Origin of the sequence: Wolbachia endosymbiont (group A) of Melieria omissa (assembly GCF_964031125.1) — a bacterium.
Lineage (GTDB): Bacteria > Pseudomonadota > Alphaproteobacteria > Rickettsiales > Anaplasmataceae > Wolbachia > Wolbachia pipientis.
This window is the reverse complement of the sequence record NZ_OZ035007.1, coordinates 1,082,830-1,104,002: the sequence shown is the minus strand read 5'-3', so window position 1 is coordinate 1,104,002 and position 21,173 is coordinate 1,082,830. Positions and strand designations below refer to the sequence as shown.

Annotated in this window: 19 protein-coding genes, 3 tRNA genes and 3 pseudogenes; 19 read left to right on the top strand and 6 right to left on the bottom strand. The window is 36.2% G+C overall.

All coding sequences use genetic code 11. The features are described 5' to 3' along the window. Positions 1-7 precede the first annotated feature (7 nt). Entirely contained in the window at positions 8-1,543 is a 1,536-nt protein-coding gene (locus tag ACQH2Q_RS05195) for a lysine--tRNA ligase (RefSeq protein WP_264339080.1), read from the top strand. A 301-nt stretch (positions 1,544-1,844) separates the two neighbouring features. Here the strand turns inward: ACQH2Q_RS05195 and ACQH2Q_RS05190 are convergent, their stop codons facing one another. Together ACQH2Q_RS05190 and alaS are read right to left on the bottom strand one after the other, a co-directional pair. After that, a complete protein-coding gene (locus ACQH2Q_RS05190) occupies positions 1,845-2,021 on the bottom strand; it encodes a hypothetical protein (protein ID WP_338481703.1) in 177 nt (58 codons plus the stop codon). Between the two features lie 565 nt (positions 2,022-2,586). After that, complete coding sequence (gene alaS / locus ACQH2Q_RS05185; protein WP_264339079.1) at positions 2,587-5,220, bottom strand: alanine--tRNA ligase; 2,634 nt, start codon at positions 5,218-5,220, stop codon at positions 2,587-2,589. A gap of 165 nt (positions 5,221-5,385) precedes the next feature. Between alaS and ACQH2Q_RS05180 the strand changes: the two genes are divergently transcribed. The 7 genes from ACQH2Q_RS05180 (at position 5,386) to gpmI (ending at position 10,766) form a co-directional block, all read left to right on the top strand. Further along, positions 5,386-5,829, top strand: coding sequence for a PAS domain-containing protein (locus ACQH2Q_RS05180; protein WP_010962890.1), 444 nt, complete (start codon positions 5,386-5,388; stop codon positions 5,827-5,829). Between the two features lie 98 nt (positions 5,830-5,927). Then, complete coding sequence (gene rpmI, locus ACQH2Q_RS05175) at positions 5,928-6,134, top strand: 50S ribosomal protein L35 (RefSeq protein WP_007548610.1); 207 nt, start codon at positions 5,928-5,930, stop codon at positions 6,132-6,134. A 20-nt stretch (positions 6,135-6,154) separates the two neighbouring features. Then, positions 6,155-6,520 (top strand): 50S ribosomal protein L20, encoded by a 366-nt coding sequence (gene rplT, locus ACQH2Q_RS05170; protein ID WP_064125369.1) that lies wholly within the window; start codon positions 6,155-6,157, stop codon positions 6,518-6,520. Positions 6,521-6,532: 12 nt separating this feature from the next. Then, positions 6,533-7,432: a methionyl-tRNA formyltransferase gene (gene fmt, locus ACQH2Q_RS05165; protein WP_182309908.1), complete on the top strand. Its 900-nt coding sequence runs from the start codon at positions 6,533-6,535 to the stop codon at positions 7,430-7,432. An 80-nt stretch (positions 7,433-7,512) separates the two neighbouring features. Continuing rightward, the gene (gene purH, locus ACQH2Q_RS05160) at positions 7,513-9,024 is read left to right on the top strand and encodes a bifunctional phosphoribosylaminoimidazolecarboxamide formyltransferase/IMP cyclohydrolase (protein ID WP_425383427.1); all 1,512 of its coding nucleotides are present in this window, start codon (positions 7,513-7,515) and stop codon (positions 9,022-9,024) included. 116 nt (positions 9,025-9,140) lie between these two features. Further along, positions 9,141-9,212, top strand: a tRNA-Asn gene (locus ACQH2Q_RS05155). A gap of 33 nt (positions 9,213-9,245) precedes the next feature. Next, positions 9,246-10,766 carry a 2,3-bisphosphoglycerate-independent phosphoglycerate mutase gene (gpmI, locus tag ACQH2Q_RS05150; protein ID WP_425383426.1) on the top strand — a complete coding sequence of 507 codons (1,521 nt, stop codon included), beginning with the start codon at positions 9,246-9,248 and terminating at the stop codon, positions 10,764-10,766. 39 nt (positions 10,767-10,805) lie between these two features. Here gpmI and fabD read toward each other — a convergent pair whose 3' ends face one another. After that, complete coding sequence (gene fabD, locus ACQH2Q_RS05145; RefSeq protein ID WP_155969147.1) at positions 10,806-11,786, bottom strand: ACP S-malonyltransferase; 981 nt, start codon at positions 11,784-11,786, stop codon at positions 10,806-10,808. A 128-nt stretch (positions 11,787-11,914) separates the two neighbouring features. On the opposite strand from fabD, the gene rpmE reads away from it, so the two are divergent. From rpmE to ACQH2Q_RS05130, 3 genes are all read left to right on the top strand, one after another. Next, a complete protein-coding gene (rpmE, locus tag ACQH2Q_RS05140; protein ID WP_007548602.1) occupies positions 11,915-12,118 on the top strand; it encodes a 50S ribosomal protein L31 in 204 nt (67 codons plus the stop codon). 38 nt (positions 12,119-12,156) lie between these two features. Continuing rightward, positions 12,157-12,951 carry an NAD kinase gene (locus ACQH2Q_RS05135; protein ID WP_425383425.1) on the top strand — a complete coding sequence of 265 codons (795 nt, stop codon included), beginning with the start codon at positions 12,157-12,159 and terminating at the stop codon, positions 12,949-12,951. Positions 12,952-13,034: 83 nt separating this feature from the next. Continuing rightward, the gene (locus ACQH2Q_RS05130; RefSeq protein ID WP_264339076.1) at positions 13,035-14,402 is read left to right on the top strand and encodes a hypothetical protein; all 1,368 of its coding nucleotides are present in this window, start codon (positions 13,035-13,037) and stop codon (positions 14,400-14,402) included. Between the two features lie 197 nt (positions 14,403-14,599). On the opposite strand, the pseudogene ACQH2Q_RS05125 reads toward ACQH2Q_RS05130, so the two are convergent. Together ACQH2Q_RS05125 and ACQH2Q_RS05120 are read right to left on the bottom strand one after the other, a co-directional pair. Next, a pseudogene (locus tag ACQH2Q_RS05125) lies at positions 14,600-15,686 on the bottom strand (IS3 family transposase). A gap of 72 nt (positions 15,687-15,758) precedes the next feature. Further along, positions 15,759-16,411: pseudogene (locus ACQH2Q_RS05120) on the bottom strand (IS630 family transposase); the annotation flags it as partial. A gap of 63 nt (positions 16,412-16,474) precedes the next feature. Here ACQH2Q_RS05120 and ACQH2Q_RS05115 point away from each other — a divergent pair. Beyond that, positions 16,475-17,072: pseudogene (locus ACQH2Q_RS05115) on the top strand (transposase); the annotation flags it as partial. Between the two features lie 457 nt (positions 17,073-17,529). Next, entirely contained in the window at positions 17,530-17,706 is a 177-nt protein-coding gene (locus tag ACQH2Q_RS05110; protein ID WP_338481703.1) for a hypothetical protein, read from the top strand. A gap of 288 nt (positions 17,707-17,994) precedes the next feature. On the opposite strand, the gene ACQH2Q_RS05105 is transcribed toward ACQH2Q_RS05110, so the two are convergent. Further along, positions 17,995-18,067, bottom strand: a tRNA-Gly gene (locus ACQH2Q_RS05105). A 172-nt stretch (positions 18,068-18,239) separates the two neighbouring features. Here ACQH2Q_RS05105 and ACQH2Q_RS05100 point away from each other — a divergent pair. The 6 genes from ACQH2Q_RS05100 to folK all read left to right on the top strand — a co-directional run bounded on the left by ACQH2Q_RS05100 (position 18,240) and on the right by folK (position 21,056). Further along, positions 18,240-18,860, top strand: a complete 621-nt coding sequence (locus ACQH2Q_RS05100) for a ribonuclease D (RefSeq protein WP_015589270.1) — start codon at positions 18,240-18,242, stop codon at positions 18,858-18,860. 116 nt (positions 18,861-18,976) lie between these two features. Then, complete coding sequence (trxA, locus tag ACQH2Q_RS05095) at positions 18,977-19,300, top strand: thioredoxin (RefSeq protein WP_425383424.1); 324 nt, start codon at positions 18,977-18,979, stop codon at positions 19,298-19,300. A gap of 42 nt (positions 19,301-19,342) precedes the next feature. Next, a tRNA-Ile gene (locus tag ACQH2Q_RS05090) sits at positions 19,343-19,419 on the top strand. Between the two features lie 78 nt (positions 19,420-19,497). Beyond that, complete coding sequence (locus tag ACQH2Q_RS05085) at positions 19,498-20,154, top strand: CADD family putative folate metabolism protein (protein WP_155969607.1); 657 nt, start codon at positions 19,498-19,500, stop codon at positions 20,152-20,154. Positions 20,155-20,193: 39 nt separating this feature from the next. Beyond that, positions 20,194-20,580: a dihydroneopterin aldolase gene (locus ACQH2Q_RS05080; RefSeq protein ID WP_007548841.1), complete on the top strand. Its 387-nt coding sequence runs from the start codon at positions 20,194-20,196 to the stop codon at positions 20,578-20,580. Next, on the top strand, positions 20,577-21,056 hold the full coding sequence (folK, locus tag ACQH2Q_RS05075; protein ID WP_341817539.1) for a 2-amino-4-hydroxy-6-hydroxymethyldihydropteridine diphosphokinase: 480 nt from the start codon (positions 20,577-20,579) through the stop codon (positions 21,054-21,056). The genes ACQH2Q_RS05080 and folK overlap by 4 nt, the downstream gene beginning before the upstream one ends. The last annotated feature ends 117 nt before the right edge of the window (positions 21,057-21,173 follow it).

Genomic DNA, 21,173 nt, shown 5'->3' with positions numbered 1-21,173 from the left:
CCCGATAATGACAAATTGGCCATTTCAAGAAGCAGAAAAAGTATTGCAAGAGTTTCCTAATAAAAAAGAAATAATATTTGAAACTGGTTATGGACCCTCTGGTTTACCCCACATAGGAACCTTTGGAGAGGTTTTCCGCACTACAGTTGTTGTAAATGCATTAAAAAAAATAGCTCCTGGTATAAAAACCAAAATCATTGCAATTTCAGATGATATGGATGGTTTGCGAAAAATACCAGATAATGTGCCAAATCAAGAGATGCTAAGAGAGCACTTAAATAAACCATTGACTATGATACCTGATCCATTTGGCACTCATCAGAGTTATGGTCATCACATGAATTCATTGTTGTGTAAATTTCTTGATTTGTTTGAATTTGAATACGAGTTCAGGAGTGCAACAGAGTGTTATAAATCTGGCGTTTACGATGAAAAACTTTTACTACTGCTGAAAAATTATGATAAAGTGATGGACGTAATGCTTCCATCATTTCGGGAAGAAAGGCAGCAGACTTATAGTCCATTCTTGCCAATATGCCCAAAAACTTCTCAAGTTTTACAAGTTCCAGTAATTGAAACAAATACAGAGAAAGGAACAATCACATATGAAGACCCAAACGGGGAAAAAATAGAAGTTCCAGTGACAAAAGGAAAATGTAAACTGCAATGGAAACCTGATTGGGGAATGAGGTGGGCCGCATTTGGAGTAAATTACGAAGCTCACGGAAAAGATTTAACTCCATCTGCTGTGCTTTCAAGTCAAATATGTGAAATACTTGGAGAAAAGCCACCACTTCTGTTTTGCTACGAGCTTTTTCTTGATAAAGAAGGAAAGAAAATATCAAAATCAAAAGGAAATGGCATTTCAATTGAAGAGTGGCTAACTTACGCACCAACAGAGAGCTTAGCATTGTACATTTTTCAGAGTCCTAAAAAAGCTAAACGTTTATATTTTGATGTGATACCAAAATCAACTGATGAATATTTAGAATTTGTAAAGCGTTATCATGAGAACAAAGAAAAGGATATAAATAATCCTGCTTGGCACATTCACCAGGGCAATGTTCCCAGTATAGAAACTTCAGGCATAAATTTCTCACTACTTTTAAACCTAGCAGCAGCTTGTAATGCTGAAAACAAAGAGATCCTATGGGGTTTTATATCCTCTTATGCACCAAACGTTACACCAGAAAATAATAAAATGCTTGATAGACTTTCAGACTTTGCAGTAAAGTATTATCACGATTTTATCAAGCCAACAAAATCATATAAAACTCCAAATGAAAAAGAAAAAGCAGCGTTACTAGATTTGAAGGACACTTTACATTCTCTATCTACAACTGCTACTGCTGAAGAAATTCAATCTCAGGTATTTTCTATTGGAAAAAAATATGATTACACCAACTTACGTGACTGGTTTCAGCTATTATATGAAACGTTACTTGGCCAAAAAACCGGTCCAAGAATGGGATCTTTCATAAAGCTTTACGGAATAGGTAATACGATTTCTCTCATAGAAAGCGCTACTAAATGTATACTTTAGAGTTTACCTCCTTTCATTTGAGCTCTTTAGTTTTAATAAGAATTCCTTGACAAACTCCGCTAGCCCCCTTATCATGAAACTGAAGCTATTGTATTTGCTTTCGCCAATCTGCAGATTAAAAGGTAAGGATTACTTAATGTATCGGCGTCTTATGTTCAATTTTTTGCAGTATATAGATACTGTATGTCTTTACAAAACTTCATCTACATCTAGATTTTTATCTAAATAAGCTGAACGCGCTTATAAAGCGTTACAAGACATCAAAAAATGCCAATACTCGACAGAGATAGTAAAAGACTAGCTAACTCGGGGATTCTTTGTCTTTTTTTCTGCTTAGTAAATTTCTTAAACATTTGCAGCGTAAGTTAGTTGCAATTAAAAGCAGCTGAATTTCGCTTGTCAAGCGTTTAAAACATAAAAAACGCCAATATTTTAAAGCGGATAATAACCACGGGGCTTCTTTTGCCTTTTTTTTCATTTGGTAAATTTCTTAATGTTTGTGGCTGAACGACAACCGTCATCCCGCTACTTGTTAGCGGGATCTCTTGTTAGCGGCTGAGATACCGCGAATGAATCGCGGTATGACGGTTCGCGGCGGCATGACGATAAGGTTTATACCTTGTCATCCCAGTGCTTGACACTGGGATCCAGCTTTCTTTATAAATTCACCAAAAGTGCTTCATTCTATAACGCAAAACCCATACTCACCAAATCCAATGCATTACTTGCAATTAAGTTTCCTGGATCCCAGTGTCTGGGCACTGGGATGACACCATCATAAAGGAATCAGTGTCAGCTACTTTCATGACACCATTCTTTTTCCTGGATCCAAGTAGTCGAGCTACTTGGATGACAGCTAGCCTGACAACCGTCATCCCGCTACCTGTTAGCGGGATCTACGCTAAGAGATACCGCGAATGAATCGCGGTATGACGGTTCGCGGCGGCATAGTAATTCGTCATCCCGCTGCTTGTTAGCGGGATCTCTTGTTAGCGGCTAAGAGATACCGCGAATGAATCGCGGTATGACGGTGTAGACGATGGTTAAGTATCCCGCTGCTTGTTAGCGCCGCGGCGGTATGACGGTTCGTGGTGGTATGACGTAGAGTGCTTAGAAGCTGCTATTTTGCTATAAATGGCTGTAATGGCATCATCTATTTTATTGCTATCACAGCCTGTTTGTGCAAATTCAGCATTCCCACCACAGTTCTTTTCAACTGCTATGGATATTAGTTCTTTTGCGCTAATCTTATTGATTAAGTCTTTACTTACTTTAATAATCAAGACTGTTTTATCTTTTTCTGTTGCCGTGAAAGCTATTATCGTTTTTGGTTTTTGTTGCTGCAAAACAAACTCTCTTATTACATTTGCTGGAATATCAGTGAAAGTGTGGCTTATAAAATTTATTCCATTTATTTCGGTGCTTTTTATATTCTCTGCACTCACAAGCTTTTTATATAGGTTTTTTATTTTGGTTTCGGATTTTTTGTGTTCTTGACTTAAAATACTTAATCTGCTTGTTATTTCACTCACTGGCGCTTTTACGAATTCTGCAACTTTTTTTAAGTTAATTTCATTATCACGTACATAATTGATTGCTTCCTGACCAGTTAAAGCTTCAATTCTCCTCACTCCAAAAGCAACAGAACTCTCTGTTACTATCTTAAATAAACCGATTTCTCCAGTATGTTCAACGTGCGTGCCACCACACAGTTCCCTTGAATCTCCAATCTTCACTACTCTTACTTGATCGCTATATTTTTCGCCGAATAACGCCATAGCTCCTTCGTCTATTGCCTGATTCATGCTTTGAATTTTTGTAGATGCGGAAAGATTTTCTCTGATTAGAGAGTTTACCATATCCTCTACCCAAAACAACTGATCTTGAGTCATTTGAGTGTTATGGCTGAAGTCGAATCTCAGTCTATCTGGTGCAACTAGGGAACCTTTTTGAGTGACATGATCACCTAGAATTTTTCTGAGTGTAAAGTGCAGAAGATGTGTAGCTGAATGATTTCTTCTTAAGGTTTGCCTTCTTTCCTTGTCAATGCTTGCTGCAACTGTGTTACCTTTACAAATTGAACCGAACTTAACTATGCATCTGTGCAAATATAGGTCATTAACCTTATTGGTATTCTCGACTATAATAATACTTCTATCAGATTTGATCAGACTGCCAGTATCTCCCACTTGTCCACCTGACTCGCCATAAAAAGGTGTTTTATCAAGTATAATGGTTATCTTTTCTCCCTCCTTTGCAGAATCAATTACTTCATTTTTAGAGGAAACTATAGCTAGTATTTTCGCATCACTTACTTCATTGAACTCATAACCAACAAATTTTGTTTTGCCAAATTTATTGATCAAATCAAACCATACTTGCTCAACAGATTTTTCACCAGATCCAGCCCATTTAGCACGTGCTCTCTCTTTTTGTTCTCCCATTGCATCATCAAAACCCTTCTGGTCAAAATTTATTTTTTTCTCTTTTAAAATATCAAGTGTAATATCCAAAGGAAATCCGTAGGTGTCATATAGCTTAAACGCTGATTCTCCAGGCAAAGTATCGCCCGATTTTAAATCTGTAGTGAATTTCTCCAGGAGATTGATACCTTTCATCAAAGTGTCTTTAAAGTTTTCTTCCTCTGATTTTAACGTCGTTTCTATTAAGCTTTTAGCTCTGACTAATTCAGCTCCCATATAAGCCGAACTCGTGCTATCTATCAACACTGGAAAAATACGATGGAGTAGGGAATCATTATATCCAAGCAGGTGAATATAACGTGTGGCTCTCCTAATTAATCTGCGTAATACGTAATTCCTGCCCTCATTTCCAGGAAGCACTCCTTCTGCGATGAGAAATGCAGCCGCGCGAAGATGATCTGCTATGATCTTATGCGCTATTTTATTTTCCGTTCTTCCACAGTACTCTTGTGATTTACTTATCAGAGCAGAAAATAGATCAATATCATAGTTATCATGGACGTTTTGCATAACAGCCGCTATTCTTTCAAGGCCCATTCCAGTATCGATGCATTTTTTTGGCAATTTGTGTAAATTACCTTCTTCATCTTTGTTAAACTCCATGAATACCAGATTCCAGATTTCAACAATTCTATCGCCCTCTTGTAAATTAGGACTCCCATGGTCATAAAAAATTTCAGAACATGGACCGCACGGACCAGTGCTTCCCATACTCCAAAAGTTATCATCCGTTGTAATTCTTATGATTTTATCACTTGAAAAGCCACTTATCTTACGCCAAATCTCGTACGCCTCATCATCAGTATGGTAGACGGTTATGGATAGTCTGTTTTTATCAAGAGATAACTCTTTAGTGATAAATTCCCACGCAAATTCTATCGCAGTTTCCTTAAAGTAATCACCGAAGCTAAAATTTCCGAGCATTTCAAAAAATGTGTGATGCCGAGTTGTATAGCCAACATTTTCCAGATCATTGTGTTTACCGCCTGCTCTTAGGCACTTTTGACTTGAGACAGCACGTTTCATTTCAGTTTTTTGAGCACCAGTAAAAATATTTTTAAACTGCACCATACCAGCATTTGTGAACATGAGCGTTGGGTCATGTTCTGGAATCAAAGGAGAAGAAGAAACCTGCTCGTGGTCATTATTTACAAAAAATTTTATAAATCTTTCTCTGATTTCGTTTAGCTTCATCGTTTTTATTGAGGTTATCTATAAATAATAAGTTGTAATGGAAATAAAATCAATACCACTCTCTAGATCTCAGAACTTCTAGTGACATGCACCTTGTGGTAAGAAAAAATCAATATATTCACGATAAATTTACCTCATATCTGTGTTTTATATGTGGAAATTGGAATGGAAATTTATGTAGGCAAAGAAAAAAGAATAGCAAATGTGGTGACTCAACACTGGAATGACATAAAAGGATCAGACAGAGATTGGCCAGAAAGGCATGAAATAGACACTGCAGAAATAATGGAATCATGGCAGCATTGTTTTGTCATTGAAGTCAAGGATCAAGGTTATATTTGTGAAAATGCAGGAGAAAAGGCTGTTGAATTCTATGGTTTTGAGAAAAAGACGCGCATTGATAATAAGTATGCAATTGATGCACCATTTTTGCGACTATATAAAATAGATGCAGTTATTGATAAACTTGATACTGTAATAGAGAGTAAATGCCCGATCAATGAAGAGGAAGAAAGTGAAAGTGTTAAAATGAGGCAAGTATTGTTGCCACTTGGGAATAAAGAAGGTATAACACACATATTGGGCGTAATTACTTTTAAACTCCTTTAATATACAATTTTAATTTGATTCTTTAATAAAATTATTTATACTAATGCTTAATTACTATTAAAGAACTCAATAGTAGTGCTTGTAAATTTATTTGGAATATGAAGAAAATAAAATTAAAAACCAAATCTTCTGTGAAAAAGCGCTTTCACCTTACAGCTAAGGGTAAAGTTATTTCTACTCAGTCAGGCAAAAGGCATGGCATGGTCAAGAGAAGTAAATCTAATATTCGTAATCAGCGCGGTACAACGATTCTTGGTAAATCTGACTCGCGTATAGTTAAGCTTCATATGCCTTACGGTATTTAACAAAATGGAGGTAAAATAAAATGGCTCGGGTAAAACGTGGAGTCACTACTCACGCTCGTCATAAAAAAATATTGAAACTGGCAAAGGGTTATAGAGGGCGCGCAAAAAGTTGTTATAGAATTGCATTACAAAGAGTTGAAAAAGCACTGCAGTATGCTTATAGAGACAGAAGAACCCGTAAACGTGATTTCCGTAGCTTATGGATAATACGTATTAATGCAGCAGCAAGAGAGCATGGGCTTACTTATGGTAGGTTTATGCATGGTCTTACACTTGCCGGCATTGATTTAAATAGAAAAATTCTTGCTGAGATGGCCGTTAATTATAAGGATGATTTTGCCAAATTAGTAGAAGCTGTAAGTGGTAAATTAGCAGAGAATTCTTAAAGCAAAGACACCATGAGAATTATTTTCATGGGGTCACCAGGATTTGCTGTTAATTCTCTGAGCTTGTTACTGAAATCAAAGAGCGAAGTGGTGGCAGTATACACCAAGGCTCCAAAACCTTCGGGGCGTGGACAGAAGCCAACGAAATCTCCAGTACATGTTATCGCTGAAGAAAGTAACATAGAGGTATGTACTCCTATCTCTCTAAAGTTTTCGGCAGAGCAAGAAAAATTTAGAAATTTCAAACCAGACGTTGCAGTTGTAGCCGCGTATGGGTTGATACTTCCAAGAGAAATTTTGAATATTCCAAAATATGGTTGTATTAATATTCATCCTTCATTACTACCAAGGTGGCGTGGTGCAGCCCCGATACAGCACACAATTTTAGCAGGAGATCAAGAAACCGGGGTTAGCATTATGCAATTGGATGAAGGATTAGATTCCGGCCCTATTTTAAAACAGGAAAAATTTCTTATCGAAAAGAACGATAATTACAAGACATTGCATGATAAATTATCTAAGCTAGGCAGTGATTTACTGCTGAAAGTGCTAAACGAAATTGAAAAACAGCTTCCCTTAAAACAGAACGATAACAATGCATGTTACGCTGACAAAGTGGAAGACTATAAAATTTATGCAAGTGATGCCTGTGAAGTTGCTTATAGAAAGGTTAAAGCGTTTTACCCAAAAGCATTCATTAAGATAGAAAGTAAACGTATCAGGATACTTGATGCTGACTTTGAAGCTCTCGCTTCAGAACAAGGTAAGATTGTTAACGATAATATGCACATAAGTTTAAAAGGTGGCACTTTAATTCCTAAAGTTGTACAAATGGAAGGGAGAAATCCTTGCAGTATTGAAGATTTTATTCGTGGCTTGAAATCAAGCATGGTAAAAAAATTTATAGAATAGACTGCTTTAAATTAGTGTAGAAATGTAATAGCTAAATTTCCTTTTCTTAGATATAATCTTAAAAAACTTTCCATATAAAAATGAAAATAAAAAGAGCTTTAATATCAGTATACGATAAAACGAATATAATTGATCTTGCATCGTTTTTAACGCAGCAACAAATAGAAATTCTTTCAACGGGCAATACTTATAAAGTGCTATCTAGTGCAGGAATAAAAACACAAGAGGTCTCAGATTACACACAATTTCCAGAGATACTGGGTGGTAGAGTGAAAACTTTACACCCTAAAATTCATGGAGGAATACTTTATGATCGAGAAAAGCATAAAAAGGAAGTGCAAGATCTAGGTATTGAGCCAATAGACCTGCTTATAACTAACCTATACCCATTTTGGGAGACAGTAAGTAGCGGCTCAAATGAAGAGCAAATTATAGAACAAATTGATATCGGCGGAGTGGCGTTAATTAGAGCTGCAGCAAAAAACTTTCGTTTTACTTCAGTTATTTCTAGCATTCAAGACTACGAAGCACTAAAAGCTGAGATGATAAAAAATAACAATGAAACAACATTGGAATATAGAAAACACTTAGCAACCAAAGCATTTGCTCTCACTGCACACTACGATTCTAATATTCACAGTTGGTTTTTATCCCAGAGTAAAAATAATGAGTTACCAGAGTTTTTCGCACTATATGGGCATAAAGCACAAGAATTAAGGTATGGTGAAAACCCTCATCAAAAAGCTGCATTTTATAGCAATCAATTCACCAAATATCCGCTGGAAAAAATACATGGAAAAGAGTTGAGTTATAATAATATAGTAGATATAGAGTCCGCACTTAACATAACTGCTGAATTCGAAGAACCTGCAGCAGTGATAATCAAGCATAATAACCCATGTGGCGCTGCTATTGGTAATAATGCTTTGGAGGCATATGAAAAAGCTCTATCGTGCGATGAAGTAAGCAGTTTTGGTGGTATAGTTGCCTTAAACCGGGAGATAGATTTAAAGCTAGCAGAAAAATTAAACGAGATATTTTTGGAAGTAGTGATAGCACCATCGGTAAACAATGAGGCACTAAAAATTTTACAAAGAAAGAAAAATTTAAGAGTGATTATTCATAAATCTTTTCAACAAAATGTGAAATACCAAACTAAAAATGTTGTTGGTGGGTTTTTGGTGCAAGAAAATAATGACCACACAATAAAAGCAGAACAAGTAACAGAATGCACTGCAACGGACAAAGAAAAAAAAGATCTTATTTTTGCCTGGAAAATATGTAAGCATGTGAAATCCAACGCAATAGTTATAGCAAAAGATGGTTGTGCTATTGGCATCGGTGCAGGGCAAACAAGCAGAATAGATAGTGTGAACATTGCAGTGAAAAAAGCAGGTGAAAAATGTAAAGGTGCAGTGCTTGCTTCAGATGCATTTTTTCCATTCCCAGATAGCATAGTAGAAAGCGCAAAACATGGAATTACAGCTATAATTCAGCCTGGTGGCTCGCTGAAAGATCAAGATGTGATAAAAGCTGCAAATGAAAATAAAATTGCTATGTTTTTCACCGGCATTCGTAGCTTTTTTCATTAGGCTTGTATCTCATGTCAATGTACACTTTTTCGCGCATTTAACATTGTTTTGATCATAATTGTATACAAAAACCATTTACAATCAGCGCTCAATATGATAAATTGAAACCAGTTTATTCCTCGGTAGCTCAGTGGTAGAGCAGTTGGCTGTTAACCAATTGGTCGCTGGTTCGAATCCGGCTCGGGGAGCTCTTCTCTGTGAAATTCTAGTATTGATTTTGTATGAACATTAAATCAGTCGTTTTATGTATACTAGATGGCTGGGGAAATGGAGTAGAAAGCAGTAAATACAATGCTATTAGCAACGCAAATCCACCCTGTTGGCAATATATTAGCTCTAATTATCCAAAATGCAGTTTATCCGCCTGTGGAGCTGATGTGGGGTTACCTGGTGGTCAAATAGGTAATTCAGAAGTTGGCCACATGAATATTGGCAGTGGTAGAGTAGTAATGCAAAGCCTTCAGCGCATTAATCAAGAAATTGCAACAATAGAAAACAATGCAAATCTACAAAGTTTTATTAGTAATCTAAAAAGTAAGAACGGAGTATGCCATATAATGGGATTAGTGTCAGATGGCGGTGTTCATTCGCATCAAAAGCATATTTCAACTTTAGCAAATAAAATATCACAGCATGGAATAAAAGTGGTGATACATGCATTTTTAGATGGCAGAGACACATTGCCAAATTCAGGAAAAAAATGCATTCAAGAATTTACAAAGAGTATAAAGGGAAATGACACAAGAATTGCTACTGTTTCTGGGCGTTACTATGCTATGGACCGTGACAACAGGTGGAAGAGAACAATCGAAGCTTATGAGGCTATCGCATTTGCAAAGGCACCTTGTCATGATAATGCAGTATCGTTGATTGAGAATAACTATCAAAATAACATAACTGATGAGTTTATCAGGCCCGCAGTAATAGGTGATTATCAAGGTATAAAACCAGAAGATGGAGTGCTGTTGGCTAACTTTCGTGCTGATCGAATGATACAATTAGCAAGTATTTTGCTTGGCAAAACAGATTACGCTAAGGTAGCAAAATTCTCTTCAATTTTAAGTATGATGAAGTATAAAGAAGATCTCAAAATTCCTTATATTTTTCCTCCTACTTCTTTCGCTGATACTCTAGGACAAACAATAGAAGACAATAAATTACGACAATTACGTATCGCCGAAACCGAGAAATACGCTCATGTGACTTTCTTTTTCAATTGTGGAAAAGAAGAACCTTTCTCTGGTGAAGAAAGAATACTCATTCCCTCACCAAAAGTTCAAACTTACGATTTGCAGCCCGAAATGTCAGCCTTCGAGCTCACAGAAAAGCTTGTAGAAAAAATTCACTCCCAAGAATTCGCGCTGATAGTTGTAAATTACGCTAATCCTGATATGGTAGGACATACAGGTAATATAAAAGCAGCCGAGAAAGCTGTGCTAGCTGTAGATGATTGTCTTGCAAAAGTGCTGAGTGCTGTTAAAAAGTCAAGCAACACCGCGTTAATTGTCACTGCAGACCATGGTAATGTGGAATGTATGTTCGATGAAGAAAATAATACACCTCATACAGCACACACTCTAAATAAAGTGCCATTTATTGTGTCTTGCAATAATCTAAAACTAAGAGACGGAAGGTTATCTGACATTGCCCCTACTATTTTACAGCTACTTGGAATTAAAAAACCAAACGAAATGACAGGCAGTTCGTTGATTTCTTGCATTACCCTCTGTCATTCCAGCTAGGCAGCGTTATGCACCGGAATGACATCAAATAGATGTGTTTTAACTTAATCCAACTTTTAAATTTTTCGCTGTTAGTACTAATGATTCATTAAAGAAGCTGTCAATATCACCAATACTATCTATATTTTTTGTACTGATAGATTGGTCAATTCTTTTGACCAAATTAGATAAAACTTTATTAGGGCCAATTTCAACAAATTTGTTAATGCCACGGCTTGACATATACAAAACCATTTCTCTCCATTTCACTCTGCTTACAACTTGCTTGGCGAGTAAAGTTTTTATAACTTTGGGATCACTCTCCTCTTTAGCTGTAACATTTGATATCAAAGGAACTATAGGACGGGTTATTTTAATACCCTTCAAAAACTCCAAAACTTTTTCATCAGCAGGTTTCATAAGAGATGAATGAAAAGGCCCACTAACCTGTAATTTAATTAGTTTCCTCACACTCGAGTTTTTGAATAAATCGGGTAACATTTCAAGAGCTTCTCTAGTGCCACTTATAACCACTTGTCCGCCACCGTTATCGTTTGCAATTTCACAAATTCCGTCAATTTGAACTGATTTCAATATATCTTCCACTTCATTTATCTCTGCTCCAAGCAACGCAACCATTCCGCCTTTACATTTCAGTGAAGCTTCATGCATTGCTTCGCTGCGAACTTTCAGCAGCTTGATTGCAGACTCAAGCGTTAACGCTCCTGCAGCACACAGCGCTGTATATTCGCCAACTGAATGCCCACAAACATATTTAACATTGTGATCAGTGAAAAGAGATTTGCCAAACACATGCTCCATAACACGTAGCATTGCAATTGATACTGCCATTATAGCTGGCTGAGCGTTTTCTGTAATGGTTAATTCTTCAATAGGACCGTTGAAGATTAAATGAGACAGCTTTCTATCCAATATGCTATCTACTTCATTAAATACTTGTCTTGCAACGGAAAACTCACTATATAAGCTCTTTCCCATTCCTACAAACTGAGAGCCCTGACCAGGGAAAGCGAAAATCATGATAATTATTACTTATTCCTTATTAAGTATAAGATTTTATTTATTTTTTGTCAATATTTTAGAATAATGATTGACTTAGTGAATTAAGTTCACTAGAATGTTAACTGACTAAAAGTTTATAAACAACAATGAATTATCATAAAATTATTATAGTTATGACAGACGGTCAAGAGTTTGAAACTCGTTCCACTTATGGAAAGGAGGGAGATAGGGTAAAACTTGATAGAGATCCTCTTACTCACCCTGCATGGACTGGAAGTTTGACAAGCGGGTTAGCAAGTAAAACTAGCAAATTAGCTAAGTTTAACGATAAATATGGAAGCATTTTCTAATTCTCCTCCTCTTTAAGTTTTAGAGAGTTTACTGAAGCATGCATAAATACAAAAATATAGGCTATGTTGCTTCTCCATCACCAAAATCGCAGGAAGTATCTAAACTATTAAAGAAACTTAATTTTATCAATATAACAGAAGAAAATAAGTCCGAAATCGATCTATTGATAGTTGTTGGCGGTGATGGCTTTATGCTACGCACTTTGCACAATTACGTCATAGAAAATAAAAACATGCATGTGTATGGGATAAACACTGGCAATGTTGGGTTTTTGATGAATAAATGCTTTAGCTGCAGTGAAGATTTAATTGATCATATAGAGCATGCAACTTCAACTCAGTTAACTTTGCTAAAAATGGAAGCAACAGACACAAGTGGCAAGAGATATCATTACATAGCAGTAAACGAAGTATATGTTTTTAGAAAAGCAAACCAAATAGTAGAAATGAATATCACTATTAATGATAAGCTAAAAGTAGAAAAATTTAGAGGGGACGGAGTAATATTATCTACTCCCACAGGTAGCACTGCATATAACTTCTCTGCCGGTGGCCCAATCTTGCCGCTAAATTCAAATTTACTTGCATTAACCTCTATCAATAGCTATTACCCCAGGCATTGGAATGGAGCGTTAATATCAAACGATACAATCGTACAAATTGACATTAAAGACACAAAAAACCGTCCAGCACTTGTAGTATCAGATTACAAAGAATTTCATGATATATCACAGATAAAAATACAAAAAGACCATGAGAACACAATCACTTTGCTTTTTGACAAAGATTACCCTCTGAATGAAAGAATCTTTGATAGACAATTTCTATACTAATAATTATCCGTAAATTGGTATTTACTATATCTTAATAACTATAGCGTAATCAATGCAGCATAGTAATTAATTTTGGAGTGAATATGCCTGGACCAGTAAATGAAGAACAAACAGTAACATTAATTTCTTCCACATCAATAAGTGAAGATGGCGAGATAACACCAGGAATTTTACCAATACCAGCACTTAGGACAAGTACTCCGAAAAAAAATGATGAAAATACAGCTTTAGAAGCTTTGTTAGAGGAAGAATTTAAAGAGAAAAAAAACAGCAATGCTAATTCAAGAGATCCGTTAACTCTTGAGACTCAAGTATCACCTCCTTCCCTAGAAGAAACAAAAGGTGAAGAAACTCATGTTGACGTGCCACAAAATTCAACTCTAAGCAGATCACCTTCTCAAGAGACAGTATTTAGTCCACCTTGGAATAGTGAAATATTAGAAGATTTACAAAGAACTAACAGCTCAAGTATACCTCCAACTGGCTCACTACCATCATACACAAGCGCAGCAGATGGCTCTAAAAAGTCTTTGCTTACAAATAGTAAATTTAACATAAATGACGATGCAATTTTAAAAAATAAAAAAACAAACAGATTCTTGCCAAGAGCAAAGTATGCCATGCAGCAGAAGGGTTTTATAATTTTTGGTGCAAGTGCTATTATACTCAGTATATCTGCAGCTTTATTATATTTACAAGATAAAGCAAAATTTATTGCATTTTTTACAAACAGCCCAAAATATATCACTATACCAGTTATCGCACTTGCTGCATTGCTTGCAATTGGTCCAATATTTTTTGCAACAAGGCAATTTATAGATACTGAAGAACATTCCATTCAAAAAAAAGATGCGGATAAAATTTTAGCTGAGGTGTTGGAGCACCAGCCAAAAGATAAAGCTATAAAATCTGTAAGACTGGAATATAGCAATGGCACTCATTCAAATTTTGTACTTAATGCTTGGGAAGCTAAACAAGGCTTCACTAACATTGACGAAAAAGTAATTACTAGAACTAATAAAATAAAATCAGTAATTAACGACAGACCAATATTTACTGCATTATTTACTGGTGTAGTTGCTGCAAATATAGCGTTTCCTCTAGGGCTACTTGCAACACATGGTGTTAATGGTGTACAAAAATTTTACCAAAACCCTTTGACTAATAACATAGGATTATCATTACTTATAGGTTCTGGTATACTTGCATTATCAATTATATGTCTTGGCGTGCATTATTATAGAAAAACAAATTGCACTAACCTTATATATTCTGAAGAAGAGATTGATCCTAAAGATGTTAATGGGAAATTCATTGAGGAAATAAAACGAGAAAGAACAAATGTTCTTGGGGAAAATCACAGTAAAGACGCTAAACGCAGCAGCTTAACGCTTGAGCAAGTTGTGGTTCAATCTCATAATTGTAAGGATATTGTTTATAGTGTCGGTTAATAAAATGCATGATATAGCTAGTGCAGCCCTACGTCATACCGCTGCAGACCGTCATACCGCGATTCATTCGCGGTATCTCTAGATCCCGCTAACACGTAGCGGGATGACGATTGTCAGGGTAGCACCTCCCTCCCCTGTCATCCAAGTAGCTGACTGACCTTACCCAGAAAAAGTGGAGAGAAAGTTTGGAATGTTTTTCACAAAGAGAATGATGAATCAAAATGCTCAGGAATGCAATAGTTAATAGTGACGTTGTTTGTTATAAAAAATTTCTATGTATTCAAATATTGCAGTTCTAGTTTGTTGAGCAGAGTGTTGTGAAGTATCAATAAGTATTTCTCTTTTCAATGAGCTAAAGAAGCTTTCCACAACAGAATTGTCGTAACAACAACCTTTATGACTCATCTATGTTTTTTATGGATAAGAGATATTGATAACCTTGCGAAGTATATTGTGAACCTTGATCACTATGTAATAGTAGATTTTTGGCAGGTTTACGCTTGTTAACGGCCATTAATAAAGAGTCCATAACCAATTGTTTATTTATTGAACTGCTCATTAACTACCATGCGTGAATATAGATCGATTATTGTTGCCAAATATAGCCATCCTTCTTTGGTTTTTATATAAGTAATCCCATACTTTATTTGGTTGATCGACAATAAAGTTTTGGTCTAATATATTGGGAGCTACTGTCCGTTTGTTGTTTCTTAATTTTAAATTTTCTTCTCAATATAGCCTGAATACCATTTTTCTGCATAATACTTTGCACTGTTTTTAAGTTGCAACTTTTACCCAAAGCCTTCAATTCAGCATGAATTTTAGGAGCTCCATATCTACATTTAGAAACTTGATATATTTTTTGAATAGCTGCGAGTAGCTCTTTATTTGCTGATTCTCTACTGCTTATTTTTCTTGTGGTCCACTTATAGTAGCCACTAGCAGAAAATCCTACATAATTCCTGTACTTTATAGCAGTTACTATATAAAAAAATATTTTACTCTTTTTGACTGGCCAGGGCTTTTTTTTAAATGTCTCTTTCCCTTGTTACTCTTGCTTTGTAAATCAAACCTCTCTTTGTCGTAAGGAGCCATGTTACCTCTACCTGGAAATGCATTTGCCGCTGACTTTTTTTCGTTATATTTCTTCATCCATTTTCCTAATACACTATCCCTTATTCCTAGATCTCTTGCTACTTTTGCAACTGGTTGACCTACCTTTCTTTGTTCATTTGCCAGCTTAACAGCTTCCAATTTGAATTCTGCCGTATATTCTCTTGCCATTTCTAATCCTCCAAAATTTTATTTTACCCAAAAAAACTCCTTTCTTTCTCTCCACTTTTTCTGGGTAAGGTCAGTCTGTCCAGGTTCCAAGATCGGTGTCAAAAATTGCTCAAACCATCCATTAAAAACATCCATATTACAGTGGCCTTCAAAGGTTAACGGAACAACTATCTTTCTTCCACTTAAGGCTGCAACCATACTGATTCGTTGAGTTTTCTTTCCAGATTTTAAGGCATAAAACCGCTGTCCTTTCTGGCAATATCCGTAGGGGTAGTCTTCGGTGTTATCAATGCCAGACTCATCTATATACACTAAGTTTTTAGGTTCTTTTGTCGCTATAATTTTCAAAAATTCAGCACGTTTTTCTTCGTTTCTTTCCTTGTATCCATATGTCTTTTTTTGCGCGTAAATCCAATTTTTTTAAGGGCTCGATAGATCGTTTGGATACTAACGTTGTTCCAAAGTTTAGCCATTTCCGATAGAGTCTTTCCTCCGTGTTCTCTGGCAAATTTGGCAAAGGTATCCCAGTCGGTAATTTTGTGATTGTAACCCCCATTTCCAAGTTTTTTTGATTGAAAGTCTCCTGTTTCTTTTCTTCTTTGCTGCCACTCCCATAAAGTAGTTCTTCCAATCTTAAATCTTGCTGCCACTGTTTCTCTGCTTTCTCCTTCGTCTAGCGCTTCCATTGCTTTTTTTCTTAAATCATAACTATATGCTGCTGGCATTCAACCTCCTTATCATCATCTACCCTTATCCTATCACATCCGGACTTTTATGGAAAGAGCTATAATATGGAAGATATCGAAATTGCTATAGACAGTACAGGAATTAGTATATACAACAACACACAGCAAGGAAAATAGCACTGACAGAAAATATCGTGGCTATGAGCAAACGAGAAAATTGCACGTAATGTTGAATATAAACAACAAAAAAGCCATAGCTGTAAAATACAGTAACGGCTGATCACTATGGAGCTTGTGATTTGCTAAAAGAAGTTGATTTTCAGCATGCCATAAAAGCACTATATGCAGATAGAGCATGTGATAGGCACAAGTTTTATAAGTTGTGTAACGAATATGATATAAAGACAAAAATTCCACCAATAAACAATGCGGCAGAACATCCAGAAATAGATTATATGTCTAACAGGAATGCTGCTATTAGGTTAATAAAATTATACGGTGAAGATGGCATGAAAGAATGGAAAAAAGAAGTAAATTATGGGAAAAGATCTTATATTGAAGGGTTTTTCTCAAGATTAAAGCAAATATTCGGATTTAGTTTTAGGAATAAATCTGAGATAAATCGAGAAAAAGAACTAAATGCTATTTGCTTAATAAATTCACTGATATTGGTATGGCTAAATTTGAGATAGTTACATGAATTTACCATAAATCACCATCTCATAAAGTGTGATGCAACAAAGCCATCCCAGTGTCAAGCACTGGGATGACATCATCCTTTTTTGGATTCCAGACTGGAATGACAGCAGTCCTACGTCATACCGCCGCGGTATTTCCAGATCCCGCTAACACGTAGCGGGATGATGGTTGTCAGGGTGTTGTCCAAGTAGCCTCCTTCTTCTGTTATCCAAGTAGCCTCTTTCTTGTCATCCCAGTGCTCCTTTCTTGTCATCCCAGTGCCCAGACACTGGGATCCAGGAAACTTAACTTTACACCAGGTAATAAGAACTGGATTCCAGCGTCACGCGCTGGAATGACAGCAGTCCTACGTCATACCGCGATTCATTCGCGGTATCTCAGCCGCTAACAAGAGATCCCGCTAACAAGTAGCGGGATGACGGTTGTCGTTCAGCCACAAACATTAAGAAATTTACCAAATGAAAAAAAAGGCAAAAGAAGCCCCGTGGTTATTATCCGCTTTAAAATATTGGCGTTTTTTATGTTTTAAACGCTTGACAAGCGAAATTCAGCTGCTTTTAATTGCAACTAACTTACGCTGCAAATGTTTAAGAAATTTACTAAGCAGAAAAAAAGACAAAGAATCCCCGAGTTAGCTAGTCTTTTACTATCTCTGTCGAGTATTGGCATTTTTTGATGTCTTGTAACGCTTTATAAGCGCGTTCAGCTTATTTAGATAAAAATCTAGATGTAGATGAAGTTTTGTAAAGACATACAGTATCTATATACTGCAAAAAATTGAACATAAGACGCCGATACATTAAGTAATCCTTACCTTTTAATCTGCAGATTGGCGAAAGCAAATACAATAGCTTCAGTTTCATGATAAGGGGGCTAGCGGAGTTTGTCAAGGGATTTTTGACGAAATGATTTTGAAAGCAAAGAGCGGGAGAAGGGGTTCGAACCCTCGACCTCAACCTTGGCAAGGTTGCGCTCTACCAACTGAGCTACTCCCGCAATTAAATTAACCTAAATTTACTTAATTATAGGCATATACAGCGATTTGTAAACCCCGTGTACATGAAAAATGTGAGAGCCCATAAATTTGCGTGGTTCCTTCTATGATCTTTTCGTATACTTAAGGCTCATTTTTGATTATCATAAGTTTTTAATTATTCCACAAAGCTTTATGGGAATATTTTTATATAAAGACGACTTGCCAGCTAGTTCAATACCAGATGATGTAAGGTCTATAGCTGTTGATACCGAGGCAATGGGGCTACTTCATAGCAGAGATAGATTATGCCTTGTGCAGCTCTCTTTTAATGATGGCAACGCTCACTTAGTTCAACTCAAGAACGATTATACAGCGCCAAATTTGAGAAAAATATTAGAGGATAAAAATATAACTAAAATATTTCACTTCGCGCGATTTGATGTGAGCATAATACGTTATTACTTGGAAACTTGGGCACTTCCGTGCTATTGCACAAAGATAGCTTCACGTTTAGTTCGCACTTACACAGATAATCATAGCTTAAAAGAGTTGTGCTTAGAGCTGCTTGATACCAAACTAAATAAGCAGCAGCAATCTTCTGATTGGGGAAATGAAAATTTAACAGACAAACAAAAAAGTTATGCTGCATCTGATGTTTTGTATCTCCACAGGATAAAGGAAAAGCTAGACTTAATGCTGGAACGTGAAAATAGAAAAGAATTGGCCCAAAAGTGCTTTGAATTTCTTCCTACTCGTATTGAGTTAGACTTAATGGGTTGGGAAAACGTGGATATCTTTAACCACCAGATGTAATAGAAGTTTTTTGTTTGTGCAAAACACTTTAGGGCAATTTTTCAAGCTCTGCGGTAAGAATTTAGTTGATTAACTGCTAATAGATACGCTATATTTTACAAAAATTTAGGTATTTTATGAGTGATGATATTACATCGGTAAATGATCAAAATTTCAAATCTGAAGTCACTGACTATAAAGGGTTCGTGCTGGTAGATTTTTGGGCAGAATGGTGTGGGCCATGCAAAAGTCTAATGCCACGTATAGAACAATTGGCTAAGGATAGAAAAGGCAAGATTAAGATCTGCAAATTCGACATAGATGAAGGGACTGAAGCGCCAAGTAAGTATGGAGTGCAATCTATACCCACTTTAATCATATTTCAAGATGGTAAGGAAATTGCACGCAAAATTGGTGCAACAAATGATTTGTCAAGTTGGGTTGATAGTGAAATAAGCTAATAGACAAATTTGCTTTTGTGTGTATTATAAATATTGATAAAAGGGATTGTAGCTCAGTAGGTTAGAGCAGTTCGCTCATAACGAATTGGCCGTAGGTTCGAGTCCTACCAATCCCACCATTGTATTGATCTTAGCATGATCGTAACAATGAGAAAACTATAGTATATGAACTATATATTAATGTAATGGGGGAAATGATGGAATTTACTAAGTCTCTAAATAACAAGTTAGATGAATTGCACTTACTAAATCATCCATTTTACCAGTCATGGAATACAGGAAGCTTAAGCTTGCAAGCTTTACAAACCTATGCTAAAGAATATTATCACCACGTTGCTGCGTTTCCTCGTTACATCAGTGGTATACATTTTTTGTGCCCAGATCTAAAAATGCGACAGGTTTTACTTGGTAATTTAATAGAAGAGGAACAAGGTGATGAAAATCATCCAGAATTATGGCAACGTTTTGCTGAAGGGCTTGGCGTTGCGCGATCTGATCTTCGTGAAAGTGCACAGATTAAAGAGACACAGGAGTTAGTTGATGGTTACTTTGATATTGTAAGATCAGGTTTTGCGGCAGGTCTTGGAGCCTTGTACGCTTACGAACGTCAAACTCCAGAGGTTTCCAAGTCTAAAATTGAAGGTTTAAAAAAACACTATTCAATAAGTGATGAGCGTTCTCTTCAATTTTTTACGGTCCATATGCATGCTGATGAATGGCATTCTGAGGAATGTGCAAATCTTATTGAAGATCTAGATGAAAAAGAGCAAGATAAAGTTATGCAGGGTGCTCAAAAGGGAGCAAGGCTCTTGTGGGGTTTTCTTGATGGAATGATGAATGCTAGCGTGTGTTAGTAGTTGTAAGTAGCTTAAACTGAGTGATGTTGGAATGCAATGTCTGCATGTAATCTTCTTATATCTGACTTACGGCTTTGGGTTCATTTAGGCTATAGTGCAGAAGAGAAGTATCATTCTCAATTAGTTAGTGTTAATATTGATTTTACCTTTAAATCCCCCCCTTTAGGACTTACAACTGACCGGCTTGAGGATACTATATGCTACTTGGAGGTAGTTCAGAGTATTCAATCTCTCGTTCAAAGCAAGCAATTCAACTTAATCGAGCATTTAACTCATGATATATACAGGACCATTAATAACCTTGTGATGCAAAAAAAGCTTATTATTTCTTCTATAGGCGTAACTATTCACAAAGTTGCACCACCTGTCCCCAGTGTGCATGGAGGTGTTTTCTTTACTTATCGTAATGCGTTGCAAGAATGATTTACATTTCTATTGGCTCAAATATGGGGAATCGCTTTTCCCATTTACAAAAGGCTGCTCAGTTACTGCAGGAACGCTATTTTAAAAATTTAAAATCTTCAATTATTCTGGAAACTAAGGCTATTTTACCAAATGATGCTTCACCTGGGTGGGACAGGCCATTTCTAAATATGGTTGTGTATGGAAGTTGTTCTTCTTCTCCTGAAGAGCTGTTAAAGGGCCTTAAACAAATTGAATGTGACATTGGCCGTCTGCAGGTCTATGAAAAATGGGCACCTCGCGTTATTGATTTGGATATTTTGTTATGGGATGACCTGACACTTGATACACCCTACCTTAAGATTCCTCACCCAGAATTGATAAACAGACCATTTTTGCTTCACTTGATGACAATGCTGAACCCTATGGCAGTAGTTAACAAAACGTTTGGTACTGTTAACCCTAACCATACGCGTCAAGTTAAGGAAATATCGTGAAATATAGCAACATTTGAGATGGGCATTTTATTTGTTACATTTATTTTTTTAGGGAGTTCTTATCTAGAAGAAGATAATTTTTTCAGAAGAATCTATAAATTAATAACTTTATTACTT

Excerpts from the sequence above, each read along its gene's own strand:
- trxA (WP_425383424.1), top strand. The coding sequence starts at position 18,977 with ATGAGTGATGATATTACATCGGTAAATGATCAAAATTTCAAATCTGAA.
- ACQH2Q_RS05190 (WP_338481703.1), bottom strand. The coding sequence starts at position 2,021 with ATGAAAAAAAAGGCAAAAGAAGCCCCGTGGTTATTATCCGCTTTAAAA.
- purH (WP_425383427.1), top strand. The coding sequence starts at position 7,513 with ATGAAAATAAAAAGAGCTTTAATATCAGTATACGATAAAACGAATATA.
- ACQH2Q_RS05195 (WP_264339080.1), top strand. The coding sequence starts at position 8 with ATGACAAATTGGCCATTTCAAGAAGCAGAAAAAGTATTGCAAGAGTTT.
- gpmI (WP_425383426.1), top strand. The coding sequence starts at position 9,246 with ATGAACATTAAATCAGTCGTTTTATGTATACTAGATGGCTGGGGAAAT.
- folK (WP_341817539.1), top strand. The coding sequence starts at position 20,577 with ATGATTTACATTTCTATTGGCTCAAATATGGGGAATCGCTTTTCCCAT.
- rpmI (WP_007548610.1), top strand. The coding sequence starts at position 5,928 with ATGAAGAAAATAAAATTAAAAACCAAATCTTCTGTGAAAAAGCGCTTT.
- alaS (WP_264339079.1), bottom strand. The coding sequence starts at position 5,220 with ATGAAGCTAAACGAAATCAGAGAAAGATTTATAAAATTTTTTGTAAAT.
- ACQH2Q_RS05100 (WP_015589270.1), top strand. The coding sequence starts at position 18,240 with ATGGGAATATTTTTATATAAAGACGACTTGCCAGCTAGTTCAATACCA.
- ACQH2Q_RS05135 (WP_425383425.1), top strand. The coding sequence starts at position 12,157 with ATGCATAAATACAAAAATATAGGCTATGTTGCTTCTCCATCACCAAAA.
- rpmE (WP_007548602.1), top strand. The coding sequence starts at position 11,915 with ATGAATTATCATAAAATTATTATAGTTATGACAGACGGTCAAGAGTTT.
- fabD (WP_155969147.1), bottom strand. The coding sequence starts at position 11,786 with ATGATTTTCGCTTTCCCTGGTCAGGGCTCTCAGTTTGTAGGAATGGGA.
- ACQH2Q_RS05110 (WP_338481703.1), top strand. The coding sequence starts at position 17,530 with ATGAAAAAAAAGGCAAAAGAAGCCCCGTGGTTATTATCCGCTTTAAAA.
- ACQH2Q_RS05080 (WP_007548841.1), top strand. The coding sequence starts at position 20,194 with ATGTCTGCATGTAATCTTCTTATATCTGACTTACGGCTTTGGGTTCAT.
- ACQH2Q_RS05130 (WP_264339076.1), top strand. The coding sequence starts at position 13,035 with ATGCCTGGACCAGTAAATGAAGAACAAACAGTAACATTAATTTCTTCC.
- ACQH2Q_RS05085 (WP_155969607.1), top strand. The coding sequence starts at position 19,498 with ATGGAATTTACTAAGTCTCTAAATAACAAGTTAGATGAATTGCACTTA.
- fmt (WP_182309908.1), top strand. The coding sequence starts at position 6,533 with ATGAGAATTATTTTCATGGGGTCACCAGGATTTGCTGTTAATTCTCTG.
- rplT (WP_064125369.1), top strand. The coding sequence starts at position 6,155 with ATGGCTCGGGTAAAACGTGGAGTCACTACTCACGCTCGTCATAAAAAA.
- ACQH2Q_RS05180 (WP_010962890.1), top strand. The coding sequence starts at position 5,386 with ATGGAAATTTATGTAGGCAAAGAAAAAAGAATAGCAAATGTGGTGACT.